A 20,134-nucleotide genomic window follows, 5' to 3' on the forward strand; every position below is an offset into this window, starting at 1 on the left:
GCCGACGCCGTCAGGGCGACGACCGGCACGCGGACACGGTGCGCAGAGCGTGCGGACGCGGTCAGACGGCGGCGCGCTCCGCCTTGACGAACTCGGCGCAGCGCTCGCCGATGAGCATCACCGTGATGTTGGGGTTCACGGACGTGATCTCGGGCATCACCGAGGCGTCGGCCACCCGCAGGCCGGTGACGCCCTTGACCCGCAGCTGCGGGTCGAGCGGGGAGCTCGCGTCGTCGGCCGCACCCATGCGGACCGAGCCCGTCGGGTGGTACACGGTGTTGTGGGTCTTGGTGACGTAGTCCGCGATCTCCTCGTCCGTGCTGACGTCCGGGCCGGGGAACAGCTCGCGCCCCGCCCACCCGCTCATCGCCGGCTGCGCGACGATCGCGCGGGCGAGCTTGATGCCCTCCACCATCACCTGCATGTCGTGCGGGTCCGTGAAGTAGCGCGGGTCGACCTTCGGCTTGTCCCGGAAGTCGCGGCTGCGCAGCCGCACGGTGCCGCGCGAGCGCGCGTGGGTGACGTTCGGCGTGAGGCAGAACGAGTTCTCGGCGGTGGGGAAGCCGTGCCGCACCGTGTGCATGTCGAACGGCACGGAGCCGTAGTGGAACATGAGGTCCGGCCGGTTGTCGCCCCGCTCGGCGGCGGCGGGGGTGCGGGTGAAGATGCCGATCTCCCACCACTGGGTGGAGGAGGTCACCATCGGCTGCTTCGCCTCCCACGAGATGACGCCCTCGGGGTGGTCCTGCATGTGCGAGCCGACGCCGGGGGAGTCGACCAGCACGTCGACGCCCACCTCCCGCAGGTGCTCGGCGGGGCCGATGCCGGACAGCATGAGCAGCTTCGGCGAGTCGATGGCGCCCGCGGACAGCACCACCTCCCGGCGCGCCGCGACGTGCCTGGTGCGGATGAGGTCCGGGTCGAGCACGTCCACCCCGGTGGCCCGGCGGTCCGCGTCGAACGTGATCCGCTTGACGCGGTGGTCGGTGAGGATCGTGAGGTTCTCGCGCTGCAGGACCGGGTGCAGGTAGCTCACGGACGACGACGAGCGCACGCCGTCCTCGCGGCAGTTGATCTGGAAGAAGTTCGCGCCCCGCAGCACGGTGCCCGGCTCGTTGAACTGCACGCGCGGGATGCCGACCTGCTCGCAGGCGTCGAGCAGCGCGACGCCGCACGGGTCGTGCGGCGGCACCTGGCGGATGCGCACCGGCCCGTCGTGGCCGTGGTGCTCGCCGGGCTGGTCGTTGTTCTCCACCTTGCGGTAGAACGGGCGCGAGACCTCCGCCTCCCAGCCCTCGGCGCCCATCGCCGCCCACTGGTCGAAGTCCTCGGCCGGGGCGTGGAACGCGATGCAGGAGTTGTGCGAGGAGCAGCCGCCCAGCACGCGGGCGCGCGCCTGGCGCATGTGCGAGTTGCCGTGGTCCTGCGGCTCGATGAGGTAGTCCCAGTCGTAGCCGGACTCGAGCAGCGCCATCCAGCGGTCGAGCCGCAGGATCGCGTCGTCGCCGACGTCGGACGGGCCCGCCTCGAGCAGGGCCACCGTGACCTCGGGGTCCTCCGACAGGCGCGCGGCCACGGCTGCGCCCGCGGACCCGCCGCCGACGACGAGGTAGTCGAACGTGTCGGTGGAAGTGGTCGACGTGGTCGTCACGTGCCTCAGCGCTCCTTCGTGGGCTCGGCGGAGTGGTCGGGGAACCAGCCGGTCACCGCCGGTCGCAGGTTCTGGTAGACGTGCTTGACCTCCTGGTACTCGGCCAGGCCGGACGGGCCGAGCTCGCGACCGGTGCCCGACTGCTTGTACCCGCCCCACTCGGCCTGCGGCAGGTAGGGGTGGAAGTCGTTGATCCAGACGGTGCCGTGCCGCAGCGCGTTCGCCACCCGCTGCGCCCGGCCGGCGTCCTGGGTCCAGACGGCGCCCGCGAGACCGTAGGTGGTGTCGTTGGCGATCTCGACGGCCTCGTCCTCCGTCGTGAACGTCTCGACCGTCACGACGGGCCCGAACGCCTCGTCGACCACCGCCGCGCTGCCCCGGCGCACGCCGTCGAGCACGGTCGGCAGGTAGTAGAAGCCGTCCGTGAGGCCCTCGCCGTGCTCGGCGCCGGGGGCCGCGCCGCCGCAGCGCAGGACGGCGCCGTCGGCCACCGCCTGCTGCACGTACGCGTCGACCTTCTCCCGGTGCGCCGCCGAGATGAGCGGCCCGGTCTCGGCGGCGTCGTCGAACGGCCCACCCAGGCGGATCTGCTGCGCCCGGCGCACGAGGGCGTCCACGAACGCGTCGTGGATCGGCTCCTCGACCACCAGGCGCGCGCCGGCCGAGCAGACCTGCCCGGAGTGCACGAACGCGGCGTTGAGGGCGTTGTCGACGGCGGCGTCGAAGTCGGCGTCCGCGAAGACGACGTTCGGGTTCTTCCCGCCGAGCTCGAGCGCGACCTTCTTCACCGTGGCCGCCGCGTTCGCGGCGATGAGGCGCCCCGTGACGAGCCCGCCGGTGAAGGAGACCAGGTCGACGTCGGGGTGCTCGGACAGCGGGCCGCCCGCGGTCGGGCCGGCGCCGAGCACGAGGTTCGCGACGCCGGCGGGCACGCCCGCGTCGGTCAGCACGTCCATGAGCAGCATGCACGTGTGGGGCGTGAGCTCGGACGGCTTGAGCACGAAGGTGTTGCCCGCCGCCAGGCACGGCGCGACCTTCCACGCCGTCTGCAGCAGCGGGTAGTTCCACGGCGTGACCAGCCCGCACACGCCGACGGGCTCGTGCTGGACGCGGCTGAGGACGTCGGCGCTCCCGGCGTCCACGAGGCGGCCGGCGTCGGTCGCCGCGATCTTCCCGAAGTATCGGAAGCAGGCGATGATGTCGTCCATGTCGATGTCCGACTCGACCAGGCGCTTGCCCGTGTCGAGGGACTCGGCCCGCGCGAACTCCGCCTTGCGCTCGGTGAGCAGGTCGGCGACGCGCAGCAGCAGGTCGCCGCGCTCGGGCGCGGTGGTGTCGCGCCACGGGCCGGCGTCGTAGGCGCGTCGCGCCGCCGCGATCGCGCGCTCGGTGTCGGCGGCCGAGGCCTCCGACACCACCCCGACGAGGGTCCCGTCGGCGGGGCAGCGGATCTCCCGGGTGGCACCGTCGGCGGCAGCCACCCAGGCGCCGTCGACGAAGAGTGTGGTCGTCACGATGTCTCTCCTTGCTCGTGTCGCGGACGTCAGGCGGGGTCGGGGGCGGCGTCCGCGGGCTCGTCGGCCTCCAGGAAGGCCAGGTGCCGCTCGTACTGGTCGAGGATGTCCCCGATGAGCTGCTCCTTGGTCCAGCCCAGCACGTCGTAGCCCTGGGAGCCGTCCGTGAGGTGGACCTCGACGCGCAGGTAGGTGTCGTCGTCCTGCGGGATGCGCGCGAACGACGGCGTCGGGGCCTCGGACGGTTCCAGCTGGTACCGGAACGGCGCCGCGCCGGGGTGGTCGACCGCGAGGCACAGGCACGGCACCCCGCGGGGGCCCTCGTGCTCGACCAGGTCGGCGAGGAGGCCGCGGTGCGTGAGCTCGTCGGTGACCTCCGTCAGCGCCGGCCGCACGACGTCCTCGACGAACGTGCGCGCCGCGCGGGGGCCGGGGTGGGACACCAGCCGGCCCAGCCGCCGGCGCCAGGCCGCGGCGCCGCCCGCGGTGGTGGCGCGCCCGGAGAGCGTGGACGGGAGCACGGCGCGCAGGGTGTCGTGCTTGCGGTTCTCGGACTGCAGGGTCCGGTACAGCGACAGCATGATCGCGACCATGACGAAGGACAGCGGCAGCCCCATGATCAGGGTGGCGCTCTGCATCGTCGGGAGCCCGCCCGCGAGCAGCATCGCCAGCGTGAGGAGCCCGGTCACGAGCGACCAGAAGGTGCGCTGCCACGGCGGCGGGTCGTCGGTGCCGTAGCGCGGCCGGCCGCTGAGGCCGGCCAGCACCAGCGCGCCGGAGTCGGCCGACGTCACGTAGAACAGGAGCCCCGTGAGGATCGCGACGCCGATGACCACGGGCGCGGCCGGCACCTGCTCGAGCAGCCCGAAGAGGCCGTACGCGTAGTCCGTCGTGGTGGCCTCGCCGAACGCCGCCCCGGCGGGGCCGCCGTTCGCGATCATGTCGATCGTGCTGTTGCCGAAGACCGACACCCAGCCCAGCACGAACAGGAACGGCACGGTCAGCGTGCCCACGACGAACTGGCGGATGGTGCGGCCGCGGGAGATCCGCGCCAGGAACAGGCCGACGAACGGCGCCCACGCCACCCACCAGGCCCAGAAGAACAGCGTCCAGGCGTTGAGCCACTCCTGCGGGGCGTCGAACGCCATGATGTCGAGCGTCATCGCCGGCATCCGGGCCACGTAGTCACCGAGGTTCTGGACCAGGCCGTTGAGCAGGAAGTCCGTCCGGCCGGTGACCGTGACGTACACGAGCAGCAGGATCGCGAGGATCACCTGGATCTCGGACAGGCGACGCACGCCGCGCGCCACGCCGGAGACGGTGGACACCGTCGCCATGATGACGGCCACGGCGATGAGGGCGATCTGCACGGCCGTGCCGTCCGGGATGCCCGTGAGCTCGTGCAGCCCGCGGCTGAGCATGGACACACCGATGCCCAGCGACGCCGCGAGCCCGAAGATGGCGCCGATGATCGCGACGACGTCGATGACGTCGCCCAGGCGACCCCACACGCGGTCGCCGAACAGCGGCTGCAGCACGGAGCGCAGGGACAGCGGCATGCCGCGCCGGTGGGTGAAGTAGGCCAGCGCCATGCCGACCAGCGCGTACATGCCCCACCCGATGAGGCCGTAGTGGAACAGCGTCCACACCACCGCCTGGCGAGCCGCCTCGACGGTGCTGCCGTCGCCGACCGGCGGGGCCAGGTACTGCGCCGCCGGCTCGGCCACCGAGTAGAACATCAGGTCCGTGCCGATGCCCGCGGCGAACAGCATCGCGGACCACGTGAACAGGTTGAACTGCGGCTTGGAGTGGTCCGGGCCGAGCTTGATCTTCCCGGAGCGGGACAGCCCCACGAGGATCACGAAGACGAGGATCGCGGCGGCCAGGAGGAAGTACCACCACCCGAACCAGGTGGAGATCCACCCCACGACGACGCCGATGACGTGCTCCGCCGACGACGGTGCGGCGATCGTCCAGATCGTGAAGGCGAGGATGAGGACTGCCGAGGTGCCGAAGACGACCTTGTTGAGCGACGATCGGCCGCCCGACGGCTCGGGTGGCGCGCCGGTCGGCGCGGCGGTCGGCTCGTTCTCCGGGTTCTGGGCACGCGTTCCCGCGGTGGCAGTCATGATCTCCCTACGTCGGGCGGCCTCGCGCCGGCGAAGGGGTCGGGGGCGGCGGGGCCGCGACGACGATCCCGGGGACCCGGACATGACGTCGGGTCGGGGCGAGGTGGGACGCTAGGACCGTAGCGCCGTCCCGCACGTCGGGCAAAGGAGAGCCCCAGAACCGGTGACGAACCTCTCAGCGGGAGACCGGGTCGAGGTTGAGCCGCATCCCCGCGAGCCCGCGCGACCGCTTCGACAGCGACCGCGCGACGTCGCGCAGCACCCGCGCGCCCGCCGAGCCCGGCTCGGCAAGGACGACCGGCGTGCCGTCGTCGCCCCCGGTGCGGACGGCGACGTCCAGCGGGACCTGGCCCAGCAGGGGCACGTCGGTGCCGACGACGGCGGTGAGCCGGTCGGCGACCTGCTGGCCGCCGCCCGAACCGAAGACCTCCAGGCGCGACCCGTCCGGCTGCTCCAGCCAGGACATGTTCTCCACCACGCCCACCACGCCCTGGGAGGTCTGGGTGGCGACCGACCCGGCGCGCTCCGCGACCTCCGCGGCCGCGGCCTGAGGCGTCGTGACGACGATGATCTCGCTGCCCGGCAGCAGCTGCGCGACCGAGATGGCGATGTCACCCGTGCCCGGGGGCAGGTCGAGCAGCAGCACGTCCAGGTCGCCCCAGTAGACGTCGGCGAGGAACTGCTCCAGGGCGCGGTGCAGCATCGGCCCGCGCCACACGACGGGCTGGCCCGCGGGCACGAACATGCCGATCGACACGACCTTCACCCCGTGCGCGATCGGGGGCAGCAGCATGGAGTCCACGCGCGTCGGCTGGCGGTCCACCCCGAGCATCCGCGGGATGGAGAAGCCGTAGATGTCGGCGTCCACGACCCCGACGCTGAGGCCGTCCGCCGCCATCGCCGCGGCCAGGTTCGCCGTCACCGACGACTTGCCGACGCCGCCCTTGCCGGAGGCGATCGCGTACACCTTGGTCAGCGAGCCCGGCTGGGCGAACGGGATGACCGGGTCGCCGGCCCCGCCGCGGAGGCGGGAGCGCAGCGCCTGGCGCTGCTCGGCCGTCATGACGCCCAGGTCGACGTCGGCCGACGACACCCCCTCGACCGCCACGGTGGCGGCGGTGACCTCGCGCACGAGCGTGCTCTTCATCGGGCACCCGGCGATCGTGAGGTCGATGCCGACGGTCACCCGCGCGCCGTCGGGCCCGGCGTCGTCGTGCACCTCGACCGAGCGCACCATGTCCAGCTCGGTGATCGGGCGGCGGATCTCCGGGTCGACGACGGACGCCAGCGCGGTGCGGACTCGGTCGGCCAGCTCGGTGCGGCCCGGGGCGGTGCTCATGGTCCGATCCTAGGTGGCCCGGTCCACCCGGCGGCCCGCCCGTCGCGCGGGCCCGTCAGGCGCGCGGGGGCCCGTCGCCGGGGGCGTCGCGCTCGTCGAGCTCCTCGAGCAGGTTGCGGATCTCCGAGCGGACGAAGTCGCGCGTCGCGACCTCGCCGAGGGCGATCCGCAGCGCCGCCATCTCGCGGGCGAGGTACTCCGTGTCCGCCAGGTTGCGCTCGCCCCGCTGCCGGTCGTGCTCGGCCATCACGCGGTCGCGGTCGTCCTGGCGGTTCTGCGCGAGCAGGATGAGCGGGGCGGCGTAGCTGGCCTGCAGCGACAGCATGAGCGTGAGCGCGGTGAAGCCGTTCGCCGCGGAGTCGAACCGCAGGCTCTCCGGCCCCCAGGCGTTCCAGGCCAGCCACAGCGCGCAGAACACCGTGAGGTAGACGAGGAAGCGCGGGGTGCCGAGGAACCGGGCGATGCCCTCCGTCGCCTTGCCGACCGCGTCCTGGTCCATCTGCGGGCGCGGGATGAAGGAGCGGCGGATCTCCTTCGGCTGGTCGAGGCGGTCAGCCACGCGGCACCTCCTCGAGGTCCTCGTCGATCTGCTCGCGCCAGTCGTCCGGGAGGATGTGGTCGAGCACGTCGTCCACCGACACGGCCCCGAGCAGGCGCTTCTCGCCGTCGAGCACGGGCAGCGCGAGCAGGTCGTACGCCGCGAGCAGGCGCGTCACGCGGCCCACGGGGGCGTCGGGCGTGAGCCACTCGGTGTCCGTGTCGAGGACCGAGCCGACCGACGCGTGGGGCGGCTCGCGCAGCAGCCGCTGGAAGTGCGCGACGCCGAGGAACCGCCCCGTCGGCGTCTCCAGCGGGGGCCGCACCACGAACACCATGGCCGCCAGCGCCGGCGGCAGGTCCTGCTTGCGGATCTGCGCGAGCGCCGTCGCGATGGTCGCCTCCGGGCCGAGGATGACCGGCTCCGTCGTCATGAGCCCGCCCGCGGTGTCCTCGTCGTAGGACAGCAGACGCCGGACGTCCTTCGCCTCCTCGGGCTCCATCAGCTCCAGCAGCCGGGCGGCCTGCTCGCCGGGCAGCTCGTTGAGCAGGTCCGCGGCGTCGTCCGGCTGCATCGCCTCCAGCACGTCGGCGGCGCGGGTCGAGGTCAGCCGCGACAGGATCGCCACCTGGTCGTCCTCGGGCATCTCCTCCAGCACGTCGGCCAGCCGCTCGTCGTCGAGCGCCGACGCCACCTCCTGCCGGCGGGTGTCGCCCAGCTCGTGCAGCGCGTCGGCGAGGTCGGCCGGTCGCATGCCGTCGTAGGCCTCGAGCAGCCGGGCGGCGCCCTGCTCCTCGCGCGTCGACCCCGCCAGGCCGGTCACCGCGTCCACCGGCACGATCAGCGTCTCGCCGCGGCGCCGCAGCGACAGCCCGCGGGCCGGCAGCCGGCGGCGTACGAAGAGCTGGTCGACCAGCCAGTCGCCCGTGCGCTGGCGCGTGATCGACAGGTCCTCGATCGTGGCCTCGCCGGAGCCGTCCGTCAGCCGGACCCGGCGGTCCAGGAGCTCGCCGAGCACCAGCGTCTCCATCGCCCGCTGCTCGAAGCGGCGCATGTTGAGCAGGCCGGTCGAGATGACCTGACCCGCGTCGACGCTCGTGACCCGGGTCAGCGGGAGGAAGACCCGTCGCCGGCCGGCCACCTCCACGACCAGGCCGACCGCCCGCGGGGCGCCCTTCGCGCGGACGAGGGCGACCACGTCGCGCACGCGCCCCACCTCGTCACCGATCGGGTCGAAGACCTGGGTGCCGGCGAGGCGCGCCACGAAGATCCTGGTTGCCGCGCTCATGGCGTTCCCTCCTTGCGTGGTCGCTGCGGTGCCTCGCTCCGGCACACCTCGTGCTTCGGCGCACCTCCGCGGGGGCTCGTCGCGTCCACGCGGGTCAGCCTACGCGCGGCACCGGCGTCGGTCCTGGGAGGCGCGGCCGGTGCGACCAGGGGGTTCCCCCGGCGGGGCCGTGTGTGGTAACTCCGCTCCGGGTGGTACAGACTGGGCGAATGACCTTCAGCAGGCCGAATCCTGTGCCCCGCGTCCCCACCCTGCCGCGCGGTGACGAGGTCGCCGCCTACGACACCTATCTCGAGGCCCAGCAGGCGGTCGACTACCTGTCGGACAACAAGTTCCCCGTCGAGCACGTGACGATCGTGGGGACGGACCTGCGCATGGTGGAGCGGGTCACCGGGCGGCTGAGCTACGGCCGGGTGGCGCTCGCGGGCGCGCTCTCCGGTGCCTGGTTCGGGTTCTTCGTCGGGCTGCTGCTGTCGCTGTTCGGCGGCACCGGCAGCAGCAGCGTGCTGTTCGTCGGCATCGCGCTCGGCGCCGGCTTCGGCCTGCTCTTCTCGGTGCTGTCGTACGCGTTCACGGGCGGGCGTCGTGACTTCACGTCGTCGTCGCAGATCGTCGCGTCGACCTACGCGATCCTGTGCGCCACCGAGCAGGCCTCCGAGGCGCGCTCGATGCTCACGCAGTCGCCGGGCGGGCTGGGCAAGGCCCGCCGCGGGACGACGGTCGGCGCGACGGAGGCGGCACCCGTGCAGCCCGGCGCCCCGGCAGCCCCCCCGACCGGCGCCGCGCCCGCGGCACCCCGCACGCCCGACCCGCGCTGGACCACCCCCACCGGCGAGCCCCGGTACGGCGCGATGCGCCCGGCGTCGGACCCCGCTGCCCAGCCGGCCCCGCCGGCCGAGCCCGCGCAGCCCGGGCAGGAGGGCCAGGCGCCCGCCGCACCCCAGGCCGACCCGGCACCGCCGGCGCAGGCGCAGCCCGGCCGGGCCGACGAGCCCGAGACGGGGTCGACGGAGCCGGACGACCCGTACCGCCCGCCGCAGCCCTGACCCGACGCGGTCCGTTCGGCAGGACGGGCGTCGGTTCGGCAGGAGCACCTGCCGAACCGACGCCCGCCCTGCCGAACCGAACCGTCCGGCCGTGCTTCAGGGCGGCGGAGGGAGCAGACGGTGGACCCGGAACCCGCGCCGGACCGGTTCCGGGAACCGCGCGGCGAGCAGGTCCGTCACGCGACGGACGCCCGCTCCGCCCGTGGCGGTGACGCGCACCGGACTCACCCCTGTCGCGCGGATGGCGTCGAACCGCTGCTTCTCGCGGAAGAGCTCGTCGGACGCGTCGTGCCCCGGACGGATCCCGTCGTCGCGATACTTCGACCGCCCGTCGAACTCGGCGTACACGCCCCACTCGGGCCAGCCGAGGTCGGCGTGGTACACGCGTCCGGCGGTCGGGAGCGGCGCCTGGGTGACGGGGCGGGGGAGCCCGGCGCGCAGGGCGACGTAGCGCAGCCAGGTCTCCCAGGCGGAGTCCGCGCCCCCGTCCGCGTGCTCGAGCACCCACCGCGCGAGCGCGGTGCCGTTGCGCTGGCGCGTCGCGGCCAGGATCTCGGCGCACTCGGCGAGGTCGACACCCTTCGCGACCGCATGGTCGGCGATCACCAGTGACTCGAGCGGATGCATGGCGCGGGAGCAGTCGACGACCGTCCGCGCCAACGACGTGACCGGCAGGCCGCCCGCCGTCGTCCGGTGGCCGTCCGGCAGCGCGACCCGGTGGCGTCGGACGTCGCCGGCGGCGGCACCGGAACGGCGGTAGGCCTGCACGACGTGGGTCGATCGCGGCAGGGACCAGAGGCGCAGGCCGTGGAGCAGGGCAGCGGTCTCGTGGCTGAAGGCATGCGCGGCGGCGAGCCCGAGGTGGACGGCCCGGGCGCGGTCGGCCGCGAGACGCCGAGCAGCGGTCGACGCGTGCTCGTCACGGTCGTCCTCGACCGCCCGGTACACGCCACGGCGGACGCGTTCGAGCCTCCCTGCCCGGACGGCGTCGGTGCGCATCCGACGCGGGAGGTCGCGGGTGGTGCCGATGCGGTTCTCCTCGGTCACCCTCCGAGGATGTCGGAGCCCGGGCCTGGCCACGGACACCCTGTGGACGGCGGGATCCGTTCGGCAGGACGGGCGTCGGTTCGGCAGGAGCTCCTGCCGAACCGACGCCCGTCCTGCCGAACCGACGCGAGGCCTCAGCCGCGCAGGCGGGCCATCCAGGCCTCGACGTCCTCCGGCGTGCGGGGCAGCGCGGCGGACAGGTTCTCGTTCCCGTCGGCGGTCACGAGCACGTCGTCCTCGATGCGCACGCCCATGCCGCGGTACTCGGCCGGCACGGCCAGGTCGTCGGACTTGAAGTACAGGCCCGGCTCGATGGTGAAGACCATGCCCGGCTCGAGGACGCCGTCCAGGTAGAGCTCGCGGCGGGCCTGCGCGCAGTCGTGCACGTCCAGGCCCAGGTGGTGGCTGGTGCCGTGCACCATCCAGCGACGGTGCTGCTGGCCCTCGGCCGACAGCGACACCTCGGCGGTCACGCCGTCCGGCAGCAGGCCCCACTCCTCGAGGCGGGCGGCGATGACCTCCATCGCCGCGGCGTGCAGGTCGCGGAACTTCGAGCCCGGCCGGGCGACGGCGAAGGCGGCGTCCGCGGCGTCGAGCACCGCCCGGTAGACGCGCCGCTGCACGTCGGTGAACTCGCCGTCCACGGGCAGGGTGCGGGTGACGTCCGCGGTGTAGAGGGAGTCGACCTCGACACCGGCGTCGACGAGCACGAGCTCGCCGGGGCGCACGACGCCGTCGTTCGACGTCCAGTGCAGGGTGGTGGCGTGCTCGCCGGCGGCGGCGATGGTCTCGTAGCCGACGGCGTTGCCCTCGAGCCGCGCGTGCGCGTCGAAGGTCGTCTCGATGACGCGCTCGCCGCGACGGTGCTCGACGGCCCGCGGCAGCGACCGCACGACCTGCTCGAAGCCCTCGATCGTGCGGGCGACGGCCTCGCGCATCTGCTCGACCTCGAGCTCGTCCTTGACGAGGCGCAGCTCGGAGGCGGCCTCGACGAGCTGCTCGTCGGCAGCCTCCGCCTCCGCGCCGGCCTCGGTGCGGATCGCCTCGACGAGGGTCTCCACCGCCTCGTCGGCGCCGGTCACGACGAGCACCTGCACGCCGTCGGCGCCCACGTCCTTGGCCAGGGCGTCGCGCAGCTCGTCGACGTGGCGCGCCTCGATGCCGGTGAGCGTCGTGACGTCGTCGAGGGACGGGCGGGCGCCCACCCAGAACTCGCCGTAGCGCGAGTCGGCGTAGAACTCCTCGGTGTCGCGCGCGGCGAGCGGGCGCACGTACAGGACGGCGTGGTGGTCGCTGCCCGTGCCGTCGGCGCCGGGGTCGCCCTCGCCCGCGGCGGTGGGGTGCAGCACCAGCACGGCGTCGGGCTCCTGGTCGGTCCCCAGGCCGGTGAGGTGCGCGAACGCGGAGTGCGGCCGGAACCGGTAGTCGGTGTCGTTCGAGCGGACCTTGAGCGAGCCCGCCGGCACGACCAGCCGCACGCCCGGGAAGCGGGCGGAGAGCTGCGCGCGCCGCTCAGCGGTGAACGGGGCGGCCGCTCCGGCCTCGACGCCGAGGTCGGGACGCGGGCCCCACTGCGAGGTGATGAACGCCTTGAAGGCGGCCGAGTCGGGGCGCTGCGAGCGGTTGTTCACCCGCTCGGCGATCTCTTCGGCGGTTGCGGTCTCGGCGACAGGGGTTGCGTCGGTCATGTCCACCAGTCTCCCACCGGATCGGCGGGGCCGTGCTCGGACGTCAGGCGCGGGCGAAGTCCGCCAGCGCGCGGGTCAGCACGTGGTTGAAGGCCTCGGGGGCGTCGGAGTTGACGTCGTGGCCGGCCCGCGGGACGACGACCAGCGAGCCGCGCTCGGTGGCCCGCAGGTGGCGCGACTCCTCGAGGCGCATCTGGTCGCGCGCCCCGTTGACCAGCCACACCGGCACCCGGATGGCGCGCAGGTGCGCCACGGACGAGCGCCCGGCGAGGTGGGTGAGGGCGTCGGTGACGACGTCCCAGCCGGGGCGGTGGGTGCCGCCGCGCGGTCCGTGGTCCGCCGTCGCGCCGAGCAGGGCGCCCAGGTCGGCGCCGCCCGCCGGCCCGCCCCCGCCCGTGAGCGCCGTCTGCCAGGAGCGGGCGAGGTCCCTCGCCCCGCGCCGCACGGCGGCGCGACCGGCGACCGTGGCGCGGGCGACGTCGCGGAACAGGGCGACGGGCTTGCCCTTCGGGTCGGCGGTGCAGGCGGCCGCCACGACGCCGGCGAGGCGTGGCCGGCCGGCGTCCGGGGCGCGGTGCGGCGCGGTGCCCGGCGAGGTGCCGGCGGCGTGCTGCGCCGCCCACGCGAGGGAAGTGTACCCGCCGAGGGAGAGCCCGACGACGACGACCGGCGTGCCCGGGTCGAAGGAGCGGGCGGCGTCGTCGATCACGTCGAACGCGCCCGGCATCGAGAACCTCTCGGCGTGCCGGGCTCCGTGCGCGGGGAGGTCGACGGCGACGGCGTGGTGGCCGGCGTCGCGCACGTGGTCGAGCTGCCGCTCCCAGATCGCGGAGGACGTGCGCATGCCGTGCACGAAGACGACGCCGTGCGCGGAGGAGGGAGGGCGGGCGGGAAGGGCAGGCTGCGAGTCCATCCCCACGATGGTCCCGCACGCCTCGGGCCGTGCCGCGTGCAGGTGCGGCGGGGCCGGTGGAGAGGTTGTGGCGCCGTCTTCACGACGGCGTCCTTACACTTGGCGCGTGATCGATCTCCACACCCACTCGCGGGCCTCCGACGGGACGGACCGGCCGGCGCAGGTGCTGGAGGCCGCGGCCGTGGCGGGGCTGGGCGTCGTGGCGCTCACGGACCACGACACCACGGCCGGGTGGGACGAGGCGGCCGCCGCGGTCGGGCGCACGGGGGTCGCGCTCGTGCGCGGCACGGAGGTCTCCACCCGCGTCCAGACGCCGCAGGGCGGCATCAGCGTCCACCTGCTGAGCTACCTGCACGACCCGGCCGACGCCGCCCTGCGCGCCGAGTGGCAGCGCACGCGGGACGCGCGGCTGACGCGAGCGCGCCGGATGGCCGAGCGGCTCGGCGAGGACTTCCCGCTGACGTGGGACGACGTGCTCGCCCAGACCGGTGACGACGCCACGGTGGGGCGCCCGCACCTGGCGGACGCGCTGGTCGCGGCGGGCGTCGCGACGTCGCGCGACGAGGCGTTCGCGACGATGCTGCACCCCGGCGCGCGGTACTACGTGCCGCACTACGCGCCGCGCACCGACGACGCCGTGCGCGCGGTGCTGGCGGCCGGGGGAGTGCCCGTGCTGGCGCACCCCGGGGCGGGGGCGCGCGGGCGCGTCGTCACCGACGAGACGATCGCGGACCTCGCGGCGGCCGGCCTGGCGGGGCTCGAGGTCGACCACCGGGACCACGACGACGCCACCCGCGCCAGGCTGCGCGGCCTGGCGCGGGAGCTGGGGCTGTTCGTGACCGGCTCGAGCGACTACCACGGGACCGGCAAGCTCAACCGGATCGGGGAGCACACCACCGCGCCCGAGGTGCTGGCGGACATCGAGGACCGGGGGCTGCTGGCCGTGGTCCGGCCGTGAACCAGGTGATGGACGTCGCGCTCTTCACGGAGGTGTTCGTCACCCTGTTCGTGATCATGGACCCGCCGGGCACGGTCCCCGTCTTCCTGGGGCTGACGTCCGCGATGGGGGCCAAGCAGCGCAACCGTGCCGCGCGGCAGGCGATCCTCGTCGCGTTCGGCGTCATCGTCGTCTTCGCGCTGTTCGGCCAGCAGGTGCTGCACTACATGGGGATCACGCTGCCCGCGCTGCAGGCCTCGGGCGGGCTGCTGCTCCTCCTGGTCGCGATGGAGCTGCTCACCGGCAAGATGGAGGAGCCCGCGCCGTCGGGCAACAAGGGCGTGAACGTCGCGCTGGTGCCGCTGGGCACGCCGCTGCTCGCGGGGCCGGGCGCGATCGTCGCCACCATGGTCTTCGTCCAGCAGACGCGCGTGTCCGACGACGGCGGGGCGCCGCAGCTGGTCGCGATCGCGGTGGCGATCGTGCTGGTGCACCTGTCGCTGTACCTCTCGATGCGGTTCGCGAACGTCATCCACCGGGTGCTCAAGGACTCGGGCGTCACGCTGGTCACGCGCATCGCCGGGCTGCTGCTCGCGGCCATCGCGGTCCAGGGGATCGCGACGGCGGTCACCGAGTTCGTGAGGATGGCGCAGTAGGGGCGTCGGCGGCTGCCGGCCGCCCCGGGGAGCCGAAACATGGGATGTTAGGGTCTTTCGGTGCCCGATTCCCCCGTTCCCCCGATCGCCGCGCCCCGCAAGGTCTCCGAGCTCGTCGTCGAGCGGATGACCGGCCTGATCGAACGCGGGGAGTGGCCCGTCGGGTCGCGCATCCCCGCCGAGCCCGAGCTGGTGGCGCAGCTCGGCGTCGGTCGCAACACGGTGCGCGAGGCCGTGCGCGCCCTGGAGCACGCCGGCATCCTCGCGCCCCGGCGCGGCGACGGCACCTACGTGCGGGCCGCCAGCGGGCTGGACGCCGCCCTCGGCCGCCGGGCGCGGACCGCCGACGCGCTGCAGGTGCTCGAGGTGCGCTCGCTCCTCGAACGGGGCGCAGCCCGCGTCGCGGCCACCCGGCACGACGAGGCCGACCTCGCCGCCCTGCGGGCCGCGCTGGCCGACCAGGAGTCCGCGGCGCGCACCGCGGACGACCGGACCTTCCGTGCGGCCGACGTCGCGTTCCACGCCCAGCTCGTGCGGACGGCGGGGAACGCGCTGCTCACCGAGCTGTACGACGGGCTCGACCACGTGCTCGTCCGCACCCTGGCCACCGACGCCCACGGCCGCCACCACCGCGACGTCCCCGGGCACCGGGAGGTCGTCGCCGCCGTGGCGGCCGGCGACCCGGACGCCGCGGAGCGGGCCGTGACGGCGACCATCGACGCCGTGCGCGCGCACCTCGTCGCCGACGCCCCCGGGGAGGACGCGTGAGCATGCGCCGCCCGATCGGCGCCGGGGCCGCCCTCGCCATCGTCCTCGCCGCCCTGAACCTGCGCCCCGGCGTCGTCGCCGTCTCGCCGCTGATCGGGGAGATCCTCGCCGAGGAGAACTTGAGCGCGACGGCCGGCGGCGTCCTCACGACGCTGCCCGTGCTCTGCTTCGGCCTGCTCGCCCCCGTGGCCCCGGCGCTCGCCCGCCGCTTCGGCCTCGAGCGGTCCATGTTCGGCAGCCTCCTGCTGCTGTGCGCGGGCTTCGCGCTGCGCCTCGTGCCCGGCGTGGGCACCCTGCTGGTGGGCACGCTGGCCGTGGGCTGCGGGATCGGCCTCGCCAACGTGCTGCTGCCGGCGCTGATCAAGCGTGACTTCGCCGAGCGGGTCGGCCTGATGACGGGCCTGTACTCGATGGCGCTCTCCGGCGGGGCGGCGCTCGCCGCCGGGCTCACCGTGCCGCTCGCCTCCGCCGCCGGTCTCGACTGGCGGGCGGCGCTCGCGTCGTGGGGCCTGCTCGCCGTGCTCGGTGCGGCGGTCTGGGCACCCCGGGCGCTGCACCCGTCCGCGCGCGTCGCCCCGGTGCACGCCGCGGTCGACGCCGCCGCGGCCCGGTCGGTGTGGCGCAGCCCGCTGGCCTGGGCGGTGACCGTGTTCATGGGCACGCAGTCGATGGCGTTCTACGCCATGAACGCCTGGATGCCGGAGATCCTCGTCGCGTCGGGCCGCAGCGCCGCGGCCGGCGGCTGGATCCTCGCGCTGACCAACATGCTCGGGATCGTCGGCTCGTTCGTGGCGCCGGTGCTCGCCGGGCGCATGCGCCGGCAGCGGGCGATCGGCCTGACGTCGGTCGTGCTCATCGCCTCGGGGCTGCTGGGGCTGGCCCTCGCGCCCGGGGGCGCGATCGTCTGGGCGGTCCTGCTCGGGCTCGGGCAGGGGTCGGGCATCGGGCTCGCCCTCACCCTCATGGTGCTGCGGGCCGACAGCGCCGCGCGCACCTCGGAGCTCTCCGGGATGGCGCAGTCCGCCGGCTACGTGCTGGCCGCGCTCGGGCCGCTGGGCCTGGGGTTCGCGCACGACGTCACCGGGTCGTGGACCGTGCCGCTGCTGCTGCTCCTGGCCGGGTCGGTGGCGCAGGCGGTGTCCGCCTGGGTGGCCGGGCGCGACGAGTTCGTGCGCTGAGGGACCACCCACCGGCGTCGTGGCCGGGCGGTCAGAGCCCGACGGGCTCGAGCGTGATCCGCACCGTGTCGCCGGGGCCGACGCCCTCGGCCTGGCGGACGGCCTTCTTCATCGGCAGCACGTAACCCTTCTGCTCGTCGCTGGGGAAGACGGACGTCGACCAGGTGGTCGCGCCGAGCGTGACCCGCACCTTGATCGAGCCGAACCCGCGCGGGGGCAGCGGCAGCTCGGCGAGCGTGTCGGACTCCTCCGGCGGCACGGTGACGAACCACCACGAGTCGCTGCGCACCTGCCACTGCCACAGGGGTGCGGAGAACGTCAGGCGCATGCCGGCAGCCTAGGCGGCCCCGCCCACACGCAACGAGCGTGCTGACATGTTCCTCTCGACGGTGTCTCGAGGAACATGTCAGCACGCTCGTGGCGAACGGGGTCAGCCCTCCGAGGGCGCCTGCGGGGCGGACGAGCCGCCCTCGACCGGGGCGCCGCCGCGCGTGCGGCGGCGGTTGCGGCTGCGCCGGCGGCGCTGGCCGCCGTCGGCCTGCTCGCCGCCCTGCGGGGCGTCGTCGCGTCGCGACGACGCGTCCCCGCCACGGCCGCCACGGTCGGAGCCGCCGGAGCCGCCGCGGCCGCCGCGCGACCGGTCGCCGTCACGACGCTCGCCGCCGCGGGACCCACCACGGGAGCCGCCGTCACGGGAGCCGCCGCGACCGCGGTCGCGCTCGCCGCCGCCCGCGTGCTTGCCGGTCTCGCCGAGGTCCTCGAGCTCCTCCGCGTCGAGCCCGCCGAGCTTGCGCTTCTCCTTGGGCAGGCGGCCCTTCGTGCCCTCGGGGATGCCGAGGTCGGTGAACAGGTGCGGCGAGCTGGAGTACGTCTCGACCGGCTCCGGGAAGCCCAGGTCCAGGGTGCGGTCGATGAGCTGCCAGCGCGGCACGTCGTCCCAGTCGACGAACGTCACGGCGGTGCCCTTGTTGCCCGCGCGGCCGGTGCGGCCGATGCGGTGCAGGTACGTGCGCTCGTCCTCGGGGCACTGGTAGTTGACGACGTGGGTCACGTCGTCGACGTCGATGCCGCGCGCCGCGACGTCGGTCGCGACGAGGACGTCGATGTGGCCGTGCCGGAACGCGCGCAGCGCCTGCTCGCGGGCGCCCTGGCCCAGGTCGCCGTGGATGGCGCCGGCCGCGAAGCCGCGGTCGCGCAGCTCGTCGGAGACCTTCGCCGCCGTGCGCTTGGTGCGGGCGAAGACGATGGTGCGGCCGCGGCCCTCGGCCTGCAGGAGCCGCGCGAGCACCTCGACCTTGTCGAGCGCGTGGGCGCGGTAGACGACCTGGCGGGTGTTCTTGACGGTGGCGCCCTGGTCGTCCGGCTCGGCCGCACGGATGTGGGTCGGCTGCGACATGTAGCGGCGGGCCATCGAGACGACGGGGCCGGGCATGGTCGCGGAGAACAGCATCGTGTGCCGCACGGCGGGCGTGCGCGCCAGGATCTTCTCGACGTCGGGCAGGAAGCCGAGGTCGAGCATCTCGTCGGCCTCGTCCAGCACGACGGTCTTGGCGCGCGTGAGGTTGAGGTGGCCCTGGTTCATCAGGTCGACCATGCGCCCGGGGGTGCCGACGACGACCTCGACGCCGGTGTTGAGCATCTCGATCTGCGGCTCGTACGCGCGGCCGCCGTAGATCTGGGCGATGCGCACGGAGCGCTTCTTCGAGGCGGTGGCGAGGTCGTTGGCGACCTGGACCGCGAGCTCGCGGGTGGGGGCGACGACCAGGGCCTGCGGCTTGCCCGGGGCGGGCAGCTCGTCGAAGCCCGGCTCGCCCGGCGCGACGACGCGGTGCAGCAGGGGGACGCCGAAGCCCAGCGTCTTGCCGGTGCCGGTCTTGGCCTGGCCGATGATGTCGTGGCCCTGCAGGGCCACGGGCAAGGTCATCGCCTGGATGGGGAACGGGTGGGTGATGCCGTGCTCGCGCAGCGCCTCGACGATCTCGGGGCGGACCCCGAAGTCGGCGAAGCTGACGTCCTGGGCCTGGATCGCGGCCGCGCTGGAGTAGTCGGGGGCGTCGGGCGTGGCGCCCGCCTGGTCAGTGGTGATGTCGGTGCTGGTCACTGGTGCCTTCGTGTGCTCGTCGGCGCGCGCGTGCCGCCGGGCCCACCGGTCGAGCCGGGGCCGACGACGGTCGCGCGGAGCGCCGCGTTGGTCGGCAGCCGATCGTGGAGGAAAGTCGCACGAGCACCGCGGGACGAGGCTCGCGGGTCGGAGCGGTCAGGTCAGCACGTGACGACCGGGCAACCGAAGTACCCCTCCATCGTACGCGACCGGGCCCTGCACGGGCCGGACGGGCGCCGCCCGCCGTCGGCGGGTCGCGCGCGGCGCCTATCCTGACCGCGTGGACGAGCAGCGCAGCACACCGGGGACCTGGTCAGGCACGGGCACGACGGGGGGACCGCAGGACCCGGGCGCGGCGGCTCCCGACGCGCTGCTCGAGGAGCTCGTCGGGCTGGCCGCCTACACGGAGCTGGCGACGTTCGGGCTGCTGGCCAGCCGTTCGGTGGACGCCGTCGACCTGGCGACGCGCCAGACGCTCGCCGAGGCGGCGGCCGGCAGCCTCGAGCGGCAGGGTCGGCTGCTGGGCCTGGTGGCGGCGGACGGCCGGTCCGCCGCGGCCGTCATGACGCCGTTCGCCGGCGCCTTCGCCGACTTCGACGCCCGGACGTCGCCGGGGAGCTGGTCCGAGGGCTTGCTGAAGGGGGTCGTGGGGCACGGGGTCGCCCAGGACCTGTGCCGCGAGCTCGCGGCGGGCCTGTCCGGCGCCGGGTCCGGCGCGTTCGCCCGGGCGTACGACGAGCCCGCTCCCGGCGGGTGGGCCACGACCCTGCTCGCGGACGCCGCGGCGGGCGACAGCGTGCTGGCCTCACGTCTGGCGCTGTGGGGGCGCCGCGTCGTGGGCGAGGCGCTCGGGCTGGTGCAGACGGTCCTCGGCGAGCACCCGAGGCTGGCCCGGCTCGCAGCACGGGCCCGCGCGGCCGGTACCGGCGACGCGGCGGCCGCCCCCGGCACGACGACGGAGCCAGGTCAGGACGCGGACGTCCTGGCCTGGCTCCTGCAGCGGCTGACGGCCGAGCACACCCGGCGGATGGACCGCCTCGGGCTGGCCGCCTGAGCCGCTGCCTCGTCGTGCACCTGGCGGTGCGCGGTGGTCAGAGCGAGCCGAAGCCCACGGGGCGCTGCTCCTCGGCACCGATCTCGACGTAGCCGATCGTGGCCGTCGGCACGATGATGCGCCGGCCACGGGTGTCGGTGAGCTCCAGCGTGCCGCTGTCGGCGAGGGCGTCCTGGACGGCCTTCGCCACGTCGTCGGCCGGCTGTTCGGTCTCGACCACCAGCTCGCGCGCCAGGTTCTGCACACCGATCGTGATCTCCACGTTGACTCCTTCGCGAGCGACGCCG

18 protein-coding genes are annotated in these 20,134 nt (G+C 74.6%); 6 read left to right on the forward strand and 12 right to left on the reverse strand.

The genetic code is table 11. The features are described 5' to 3' along the window. Positions 1-61 precede the first annotated feature (61 nt). From IEW03_RS09915 to IEW03_RS09935, 6 genes are all read right to left on the reverse strand, one after another. The gene (locus tag IEW03_RS09915) at positions 62-1,651 is read right to left on the reverse strand and encodes a GMC family oxidoreductase (RefSeq protein ID WP_229737893.1); all 1,590 of its coding nucleotides are present in this window, start codon (positions 1,649-1,651) and stop codon (positions 62-64) included. Between the two features lie 5 nt (positions 1,652-1,656). Further along, positions 1,657-3,165, reverse strand: a complete 1,509-nt coding sequence (locus IEW03_RS20380) for an aldehyde dehydrogenase family protein (protein ID WP_229737894.1) — start codon at positions 3,163-3,165, stop codon at positions 1,657-1,659. A 29-nt stretch (positions 3,166-3,194) separates the two neighbouring features. Next, the gene (gene betT, locus IEW03_RS09920) at positions 3,195-5,294 is read right to left on the reverse strand and encodes a choline BCCT transporter BetT (protein ID WP_188523533.1); all 2,100 of its coding nucleotides are present in this window, start codon (positions 5,292-5,294) and stop codon (positions 3,195-3,197) included. Between the two features lie 175 nt (positions 5,295-5,469). Next, positions 5,470-6,633 (reverse strand): P-loop NTPase, encoded by a 1,164-nt coding sequence (locus IEW03_RS09925; protein WP_188523534.1) that lies wholly within the window; start codon positions 6,631-6,633, stop codon positions 5,470-5,472. A 55-nt stretch (positions 6,634-6,688) separates the two neighbouring features. Next, positions 6,689-7,192, reverse strand: coding sequence for a DUF1003 domain-containing protein (locus tag IEW03_RS09930; protein ID WP_188523535.1), 504 nt, complete (start codon positions 7,190-7,192; stop codon positions 6,689-6,691). After that, positions 7,185-8,459: a magnesium transporter MgtE N-terminal domain-containing protein gene (locus IEW03_RS09935; RefSeq protein WP_188523536.1), complete on the reverse strand. Its 1,275-nt coding sequence runs from the start codon at positions 8,457-8,459 to the stop codon at positions 7,185-7,187. Before IEW03_RS09935 ends, IEW03_RS09930 begins: the two co-directional genes overlap by 8 nt. A 209-nt stretch (positions 8,460-8,668) precedes the next feature. Here IEW03_RS09935 and IEW03_RS09940 point away from each other — a divergent pair, with 209 nt between their 5' ends. Then, entirely contained in the window at positions 8,669-9,505 is an 837-nt protein-coding gene (locus IEW03_RS09940; RefSeq protein ID WP_229737895.1) for a YflT domain-containing protein, read from the forward strand. Positions 9,506-9,601: 96 nt separating this feature from the next. Here the strand turns inward: IEW03_RS09940 and IEW03_RS09945 are convergent, their stop codons facing one another. The 3 genes from IEW03_RS09945 to IEW03_RS09955 form a co-directional block, all read right to left on the reverse strand. Next, positions 9,602-10,552, reverse strand: coding sequence for a type IV toxin-antitoxin system AbiEi family antitoxin domain-containing protein (locus IEW03_RS09945; RefSeq protein WP_188523537.1), 951 nt, complete (start codon positions 10,550-10,552; stop codon positions 9,602-9,604). A gap of 134 nt (positions 10,553-10,686) precedes the next feature. Further along, on the reverse strand, positions 10,687-12,240 hold the full coding sequence (locus IEW03_RS09950) for an aminopeptidase P family protein (protein WP_188523538.1): 1,554 nt from the start codon (positions 12,238-12,240) through the stop codon (positions 10,687-10,689). A gap of 43 nt (positions 12,241-12,283) precedes the next feature. Then, complete coding sequence (locus IEW03_RS09955) at positions 12,284-13,153, reverse strand: alpha/beta fold hydrolase (protein WP_188523539.1); 870 nt, start codon at positions 13,151-13,153, stop codon at positions 12,284-12,286. A 106-nt stretch (positions 13,154-13,259) separates the two neighbouring features. Here IEW03_RS09955 and IEW03_RS09960 point away from each other — a divergent pair, with 106 nt between their 5' ends. From IEW03_RS09960 to IEW03_RS09975, 4 genes are read left to right on the forward strand one after another with little or no spacing between them, the layout of a single operon-like run. Continuing rightward, positions 13,260-14,111 carry a PHP domain-containing protein gene (locus IEW03_RS09960; protein WP_188523540.1) on the forward strand — a complete coding sequence of 284 codons (852 nt, stop codon included), beginning with the start codon at positions 13,260-13,262 and terminating at the stop codon, positions 14,109-14,111. Next, positions 14,108-14,746 (forward strand): MarC family protein, encoded by a 639-nt coding sequence (locus IEW03_RS09965; protein ID WP_188523541.1) that lies wholly within the window; start codon positions 14,108-14,110, stop codon positions 14,744-14,746. Before IEW03_RS09960 ends, IEW03_RS09965 begins: the two co-directional genes overlap by 4 nt. Positions 14,747-14,806: 60 nt before the next feature. Further along, the gene (locus IEW03_RS09970) at positions 14,807-15,514 is read left to right on the forward strand and encodes a FadR/GntR family transcriptional regulator (protein ID WP_229737896.1); all 708 of its coding nucleotides are present in this window, start codon (positions 14,807-14,809) and stop codon (positions 15,512-15,514) included. A 2-nt stretch (positions 15,515-15,516) separates the two neighbouring features. Next, complete coding sequence (locus tag IEW03_RS09975; RefSeq protein ID WP_188523542.1) at positions 15,517-16,692, forward strand: CynX/NimT family MFS transporter; 1,176 nt, start codon at positions 15,517-15,519, stop codon at positions 16,690-16,692. A gap of 31 nt (positions 16,693-16,723) precedes the next feature. Here the strand turns inward: IEW03_RS09975 and IEW03_RS09980 are convergent, their stop codons facing one another. Both IEW03_RS09980 and IEW03_RS09985 read right to left on the reverse strand, forming a co-directional pair. After that, complete coding sequence (locus IEW03_RS09980) at positions 16,724-17,020, reverse strand: DUF1905 domain-containing protein (RefSeq protein WP_188523543.1); 297 nt, start codon at positions 17,018-17,020, stop codon at positions 16,724-16,726. Between the two features lie 102 nt (positions 17,021-17,122). Beyond that, positions 17,123-18,793: a DEAD/DEAH box helicase gene (locus IEW03_RS09985; protein WP_188523544.1), complete on the reverse strand. Its 1,671-nt coding sequence runs from the start codon at positions 18,791-18,793 to the stop codon at positions 17,123-17,125. Positions 18,794-19,073: 280 nt separating this feature from the next. On the opposite strand from IEW03_RS09985, the gene IEW03_RS09990 reads away from it, so the two are divergent. Further along, entirely contained in the window at positions 19,074-19,847 is a 774-nt protein-coding gene (locus IEW03_RS09990) for a ferritin-like fold-containing protein (RefSeq protein WP_188523545.1), read from the forward strand. 37 nt (positions 19,848-19,884) lie between these two features. Here IEW03_RS09990 and IEW03_RS09995 read toward each other — a convergent pair whose 3' ends face one another. Beyond that, on the reverse strand, positions 19,885-20,109 hold the full coding sequence (locus IEW03_RS09995; protein WP_188523546.1) for a DUF3107 domain-containing protein: 225 nt from the start codon (positions 20,107-20,109) through the stop codon (positions 19,885-19,887). Positions 20,110-20,134: the final 25 nt, after the last annotated feature.

This window comes from Isoptericola cucumis, assembly GCF_014635665.1.
GTDB classification, from domain to species: Bacteria; Actinomycetota; Actinomycetes; order Actinomycetales; family Cellulomonadaceae; genus Isoptericola; species Isoptericola cucumis.

Coding starts and splice junctions, on each gene's coding strand:
- betT (WP_188523533.1), bottom strand. CDS start 5,294: ATGACTGCCACCGCGGGAACGCGTGCCCAGAACCCGGAGAACGAGCCG.
- IEW03_RS09925 (WP_188523534.1), bottom strand. CDS start 6,633: ATGAGCACCGCCCCGGGCCGCACCGAGCTGGCCGACCGAGTCCGCACC.
- IEW03_RS09935 (WP_188523536.1), bottom strand. CDS start 8,459: ATGAGCGCGGCAACCAGGATCTTCGTGGCGCGCCTCGCCGGCACCCAG.
- IEW03_RS09940 (WP_229737895.1), top strand. CDS start 8,669: ATGACCTTCAGCAGGCCGAATCCTGTGCCCCGCGTCCCCACCCTGCCG.
- IEW03_RS09950 (WP_188523538.1), bottom strand. CDS start 12,240: ATGACCGACGCAACCCCTGTCGCCGAGACCGCAACCGCCGAAGAGATC.
- IEW03_RS09955 (WP_188523539.1), bottom strand. CDS start 13,153: ATGGACTCGCAGCCTGCCCTTCCCGCCCGCCCTCCCTCCTCCGCGCAC.
- IEW03_RS09975 (WP_188523542.1), top strand. CDS start 15,517: ATGCGCCGCCCGATCGGCGCCGGGGCCGCCCTCGCCATCGTCCTCGCC.
- IEW03_RS09980 (WP_188523543.1), bottom strand. CDS start 17,020: ATGCGCCTGACGTTCTCCGCACCCCTGTGGCAGTGGCAGGTGCGCAGC.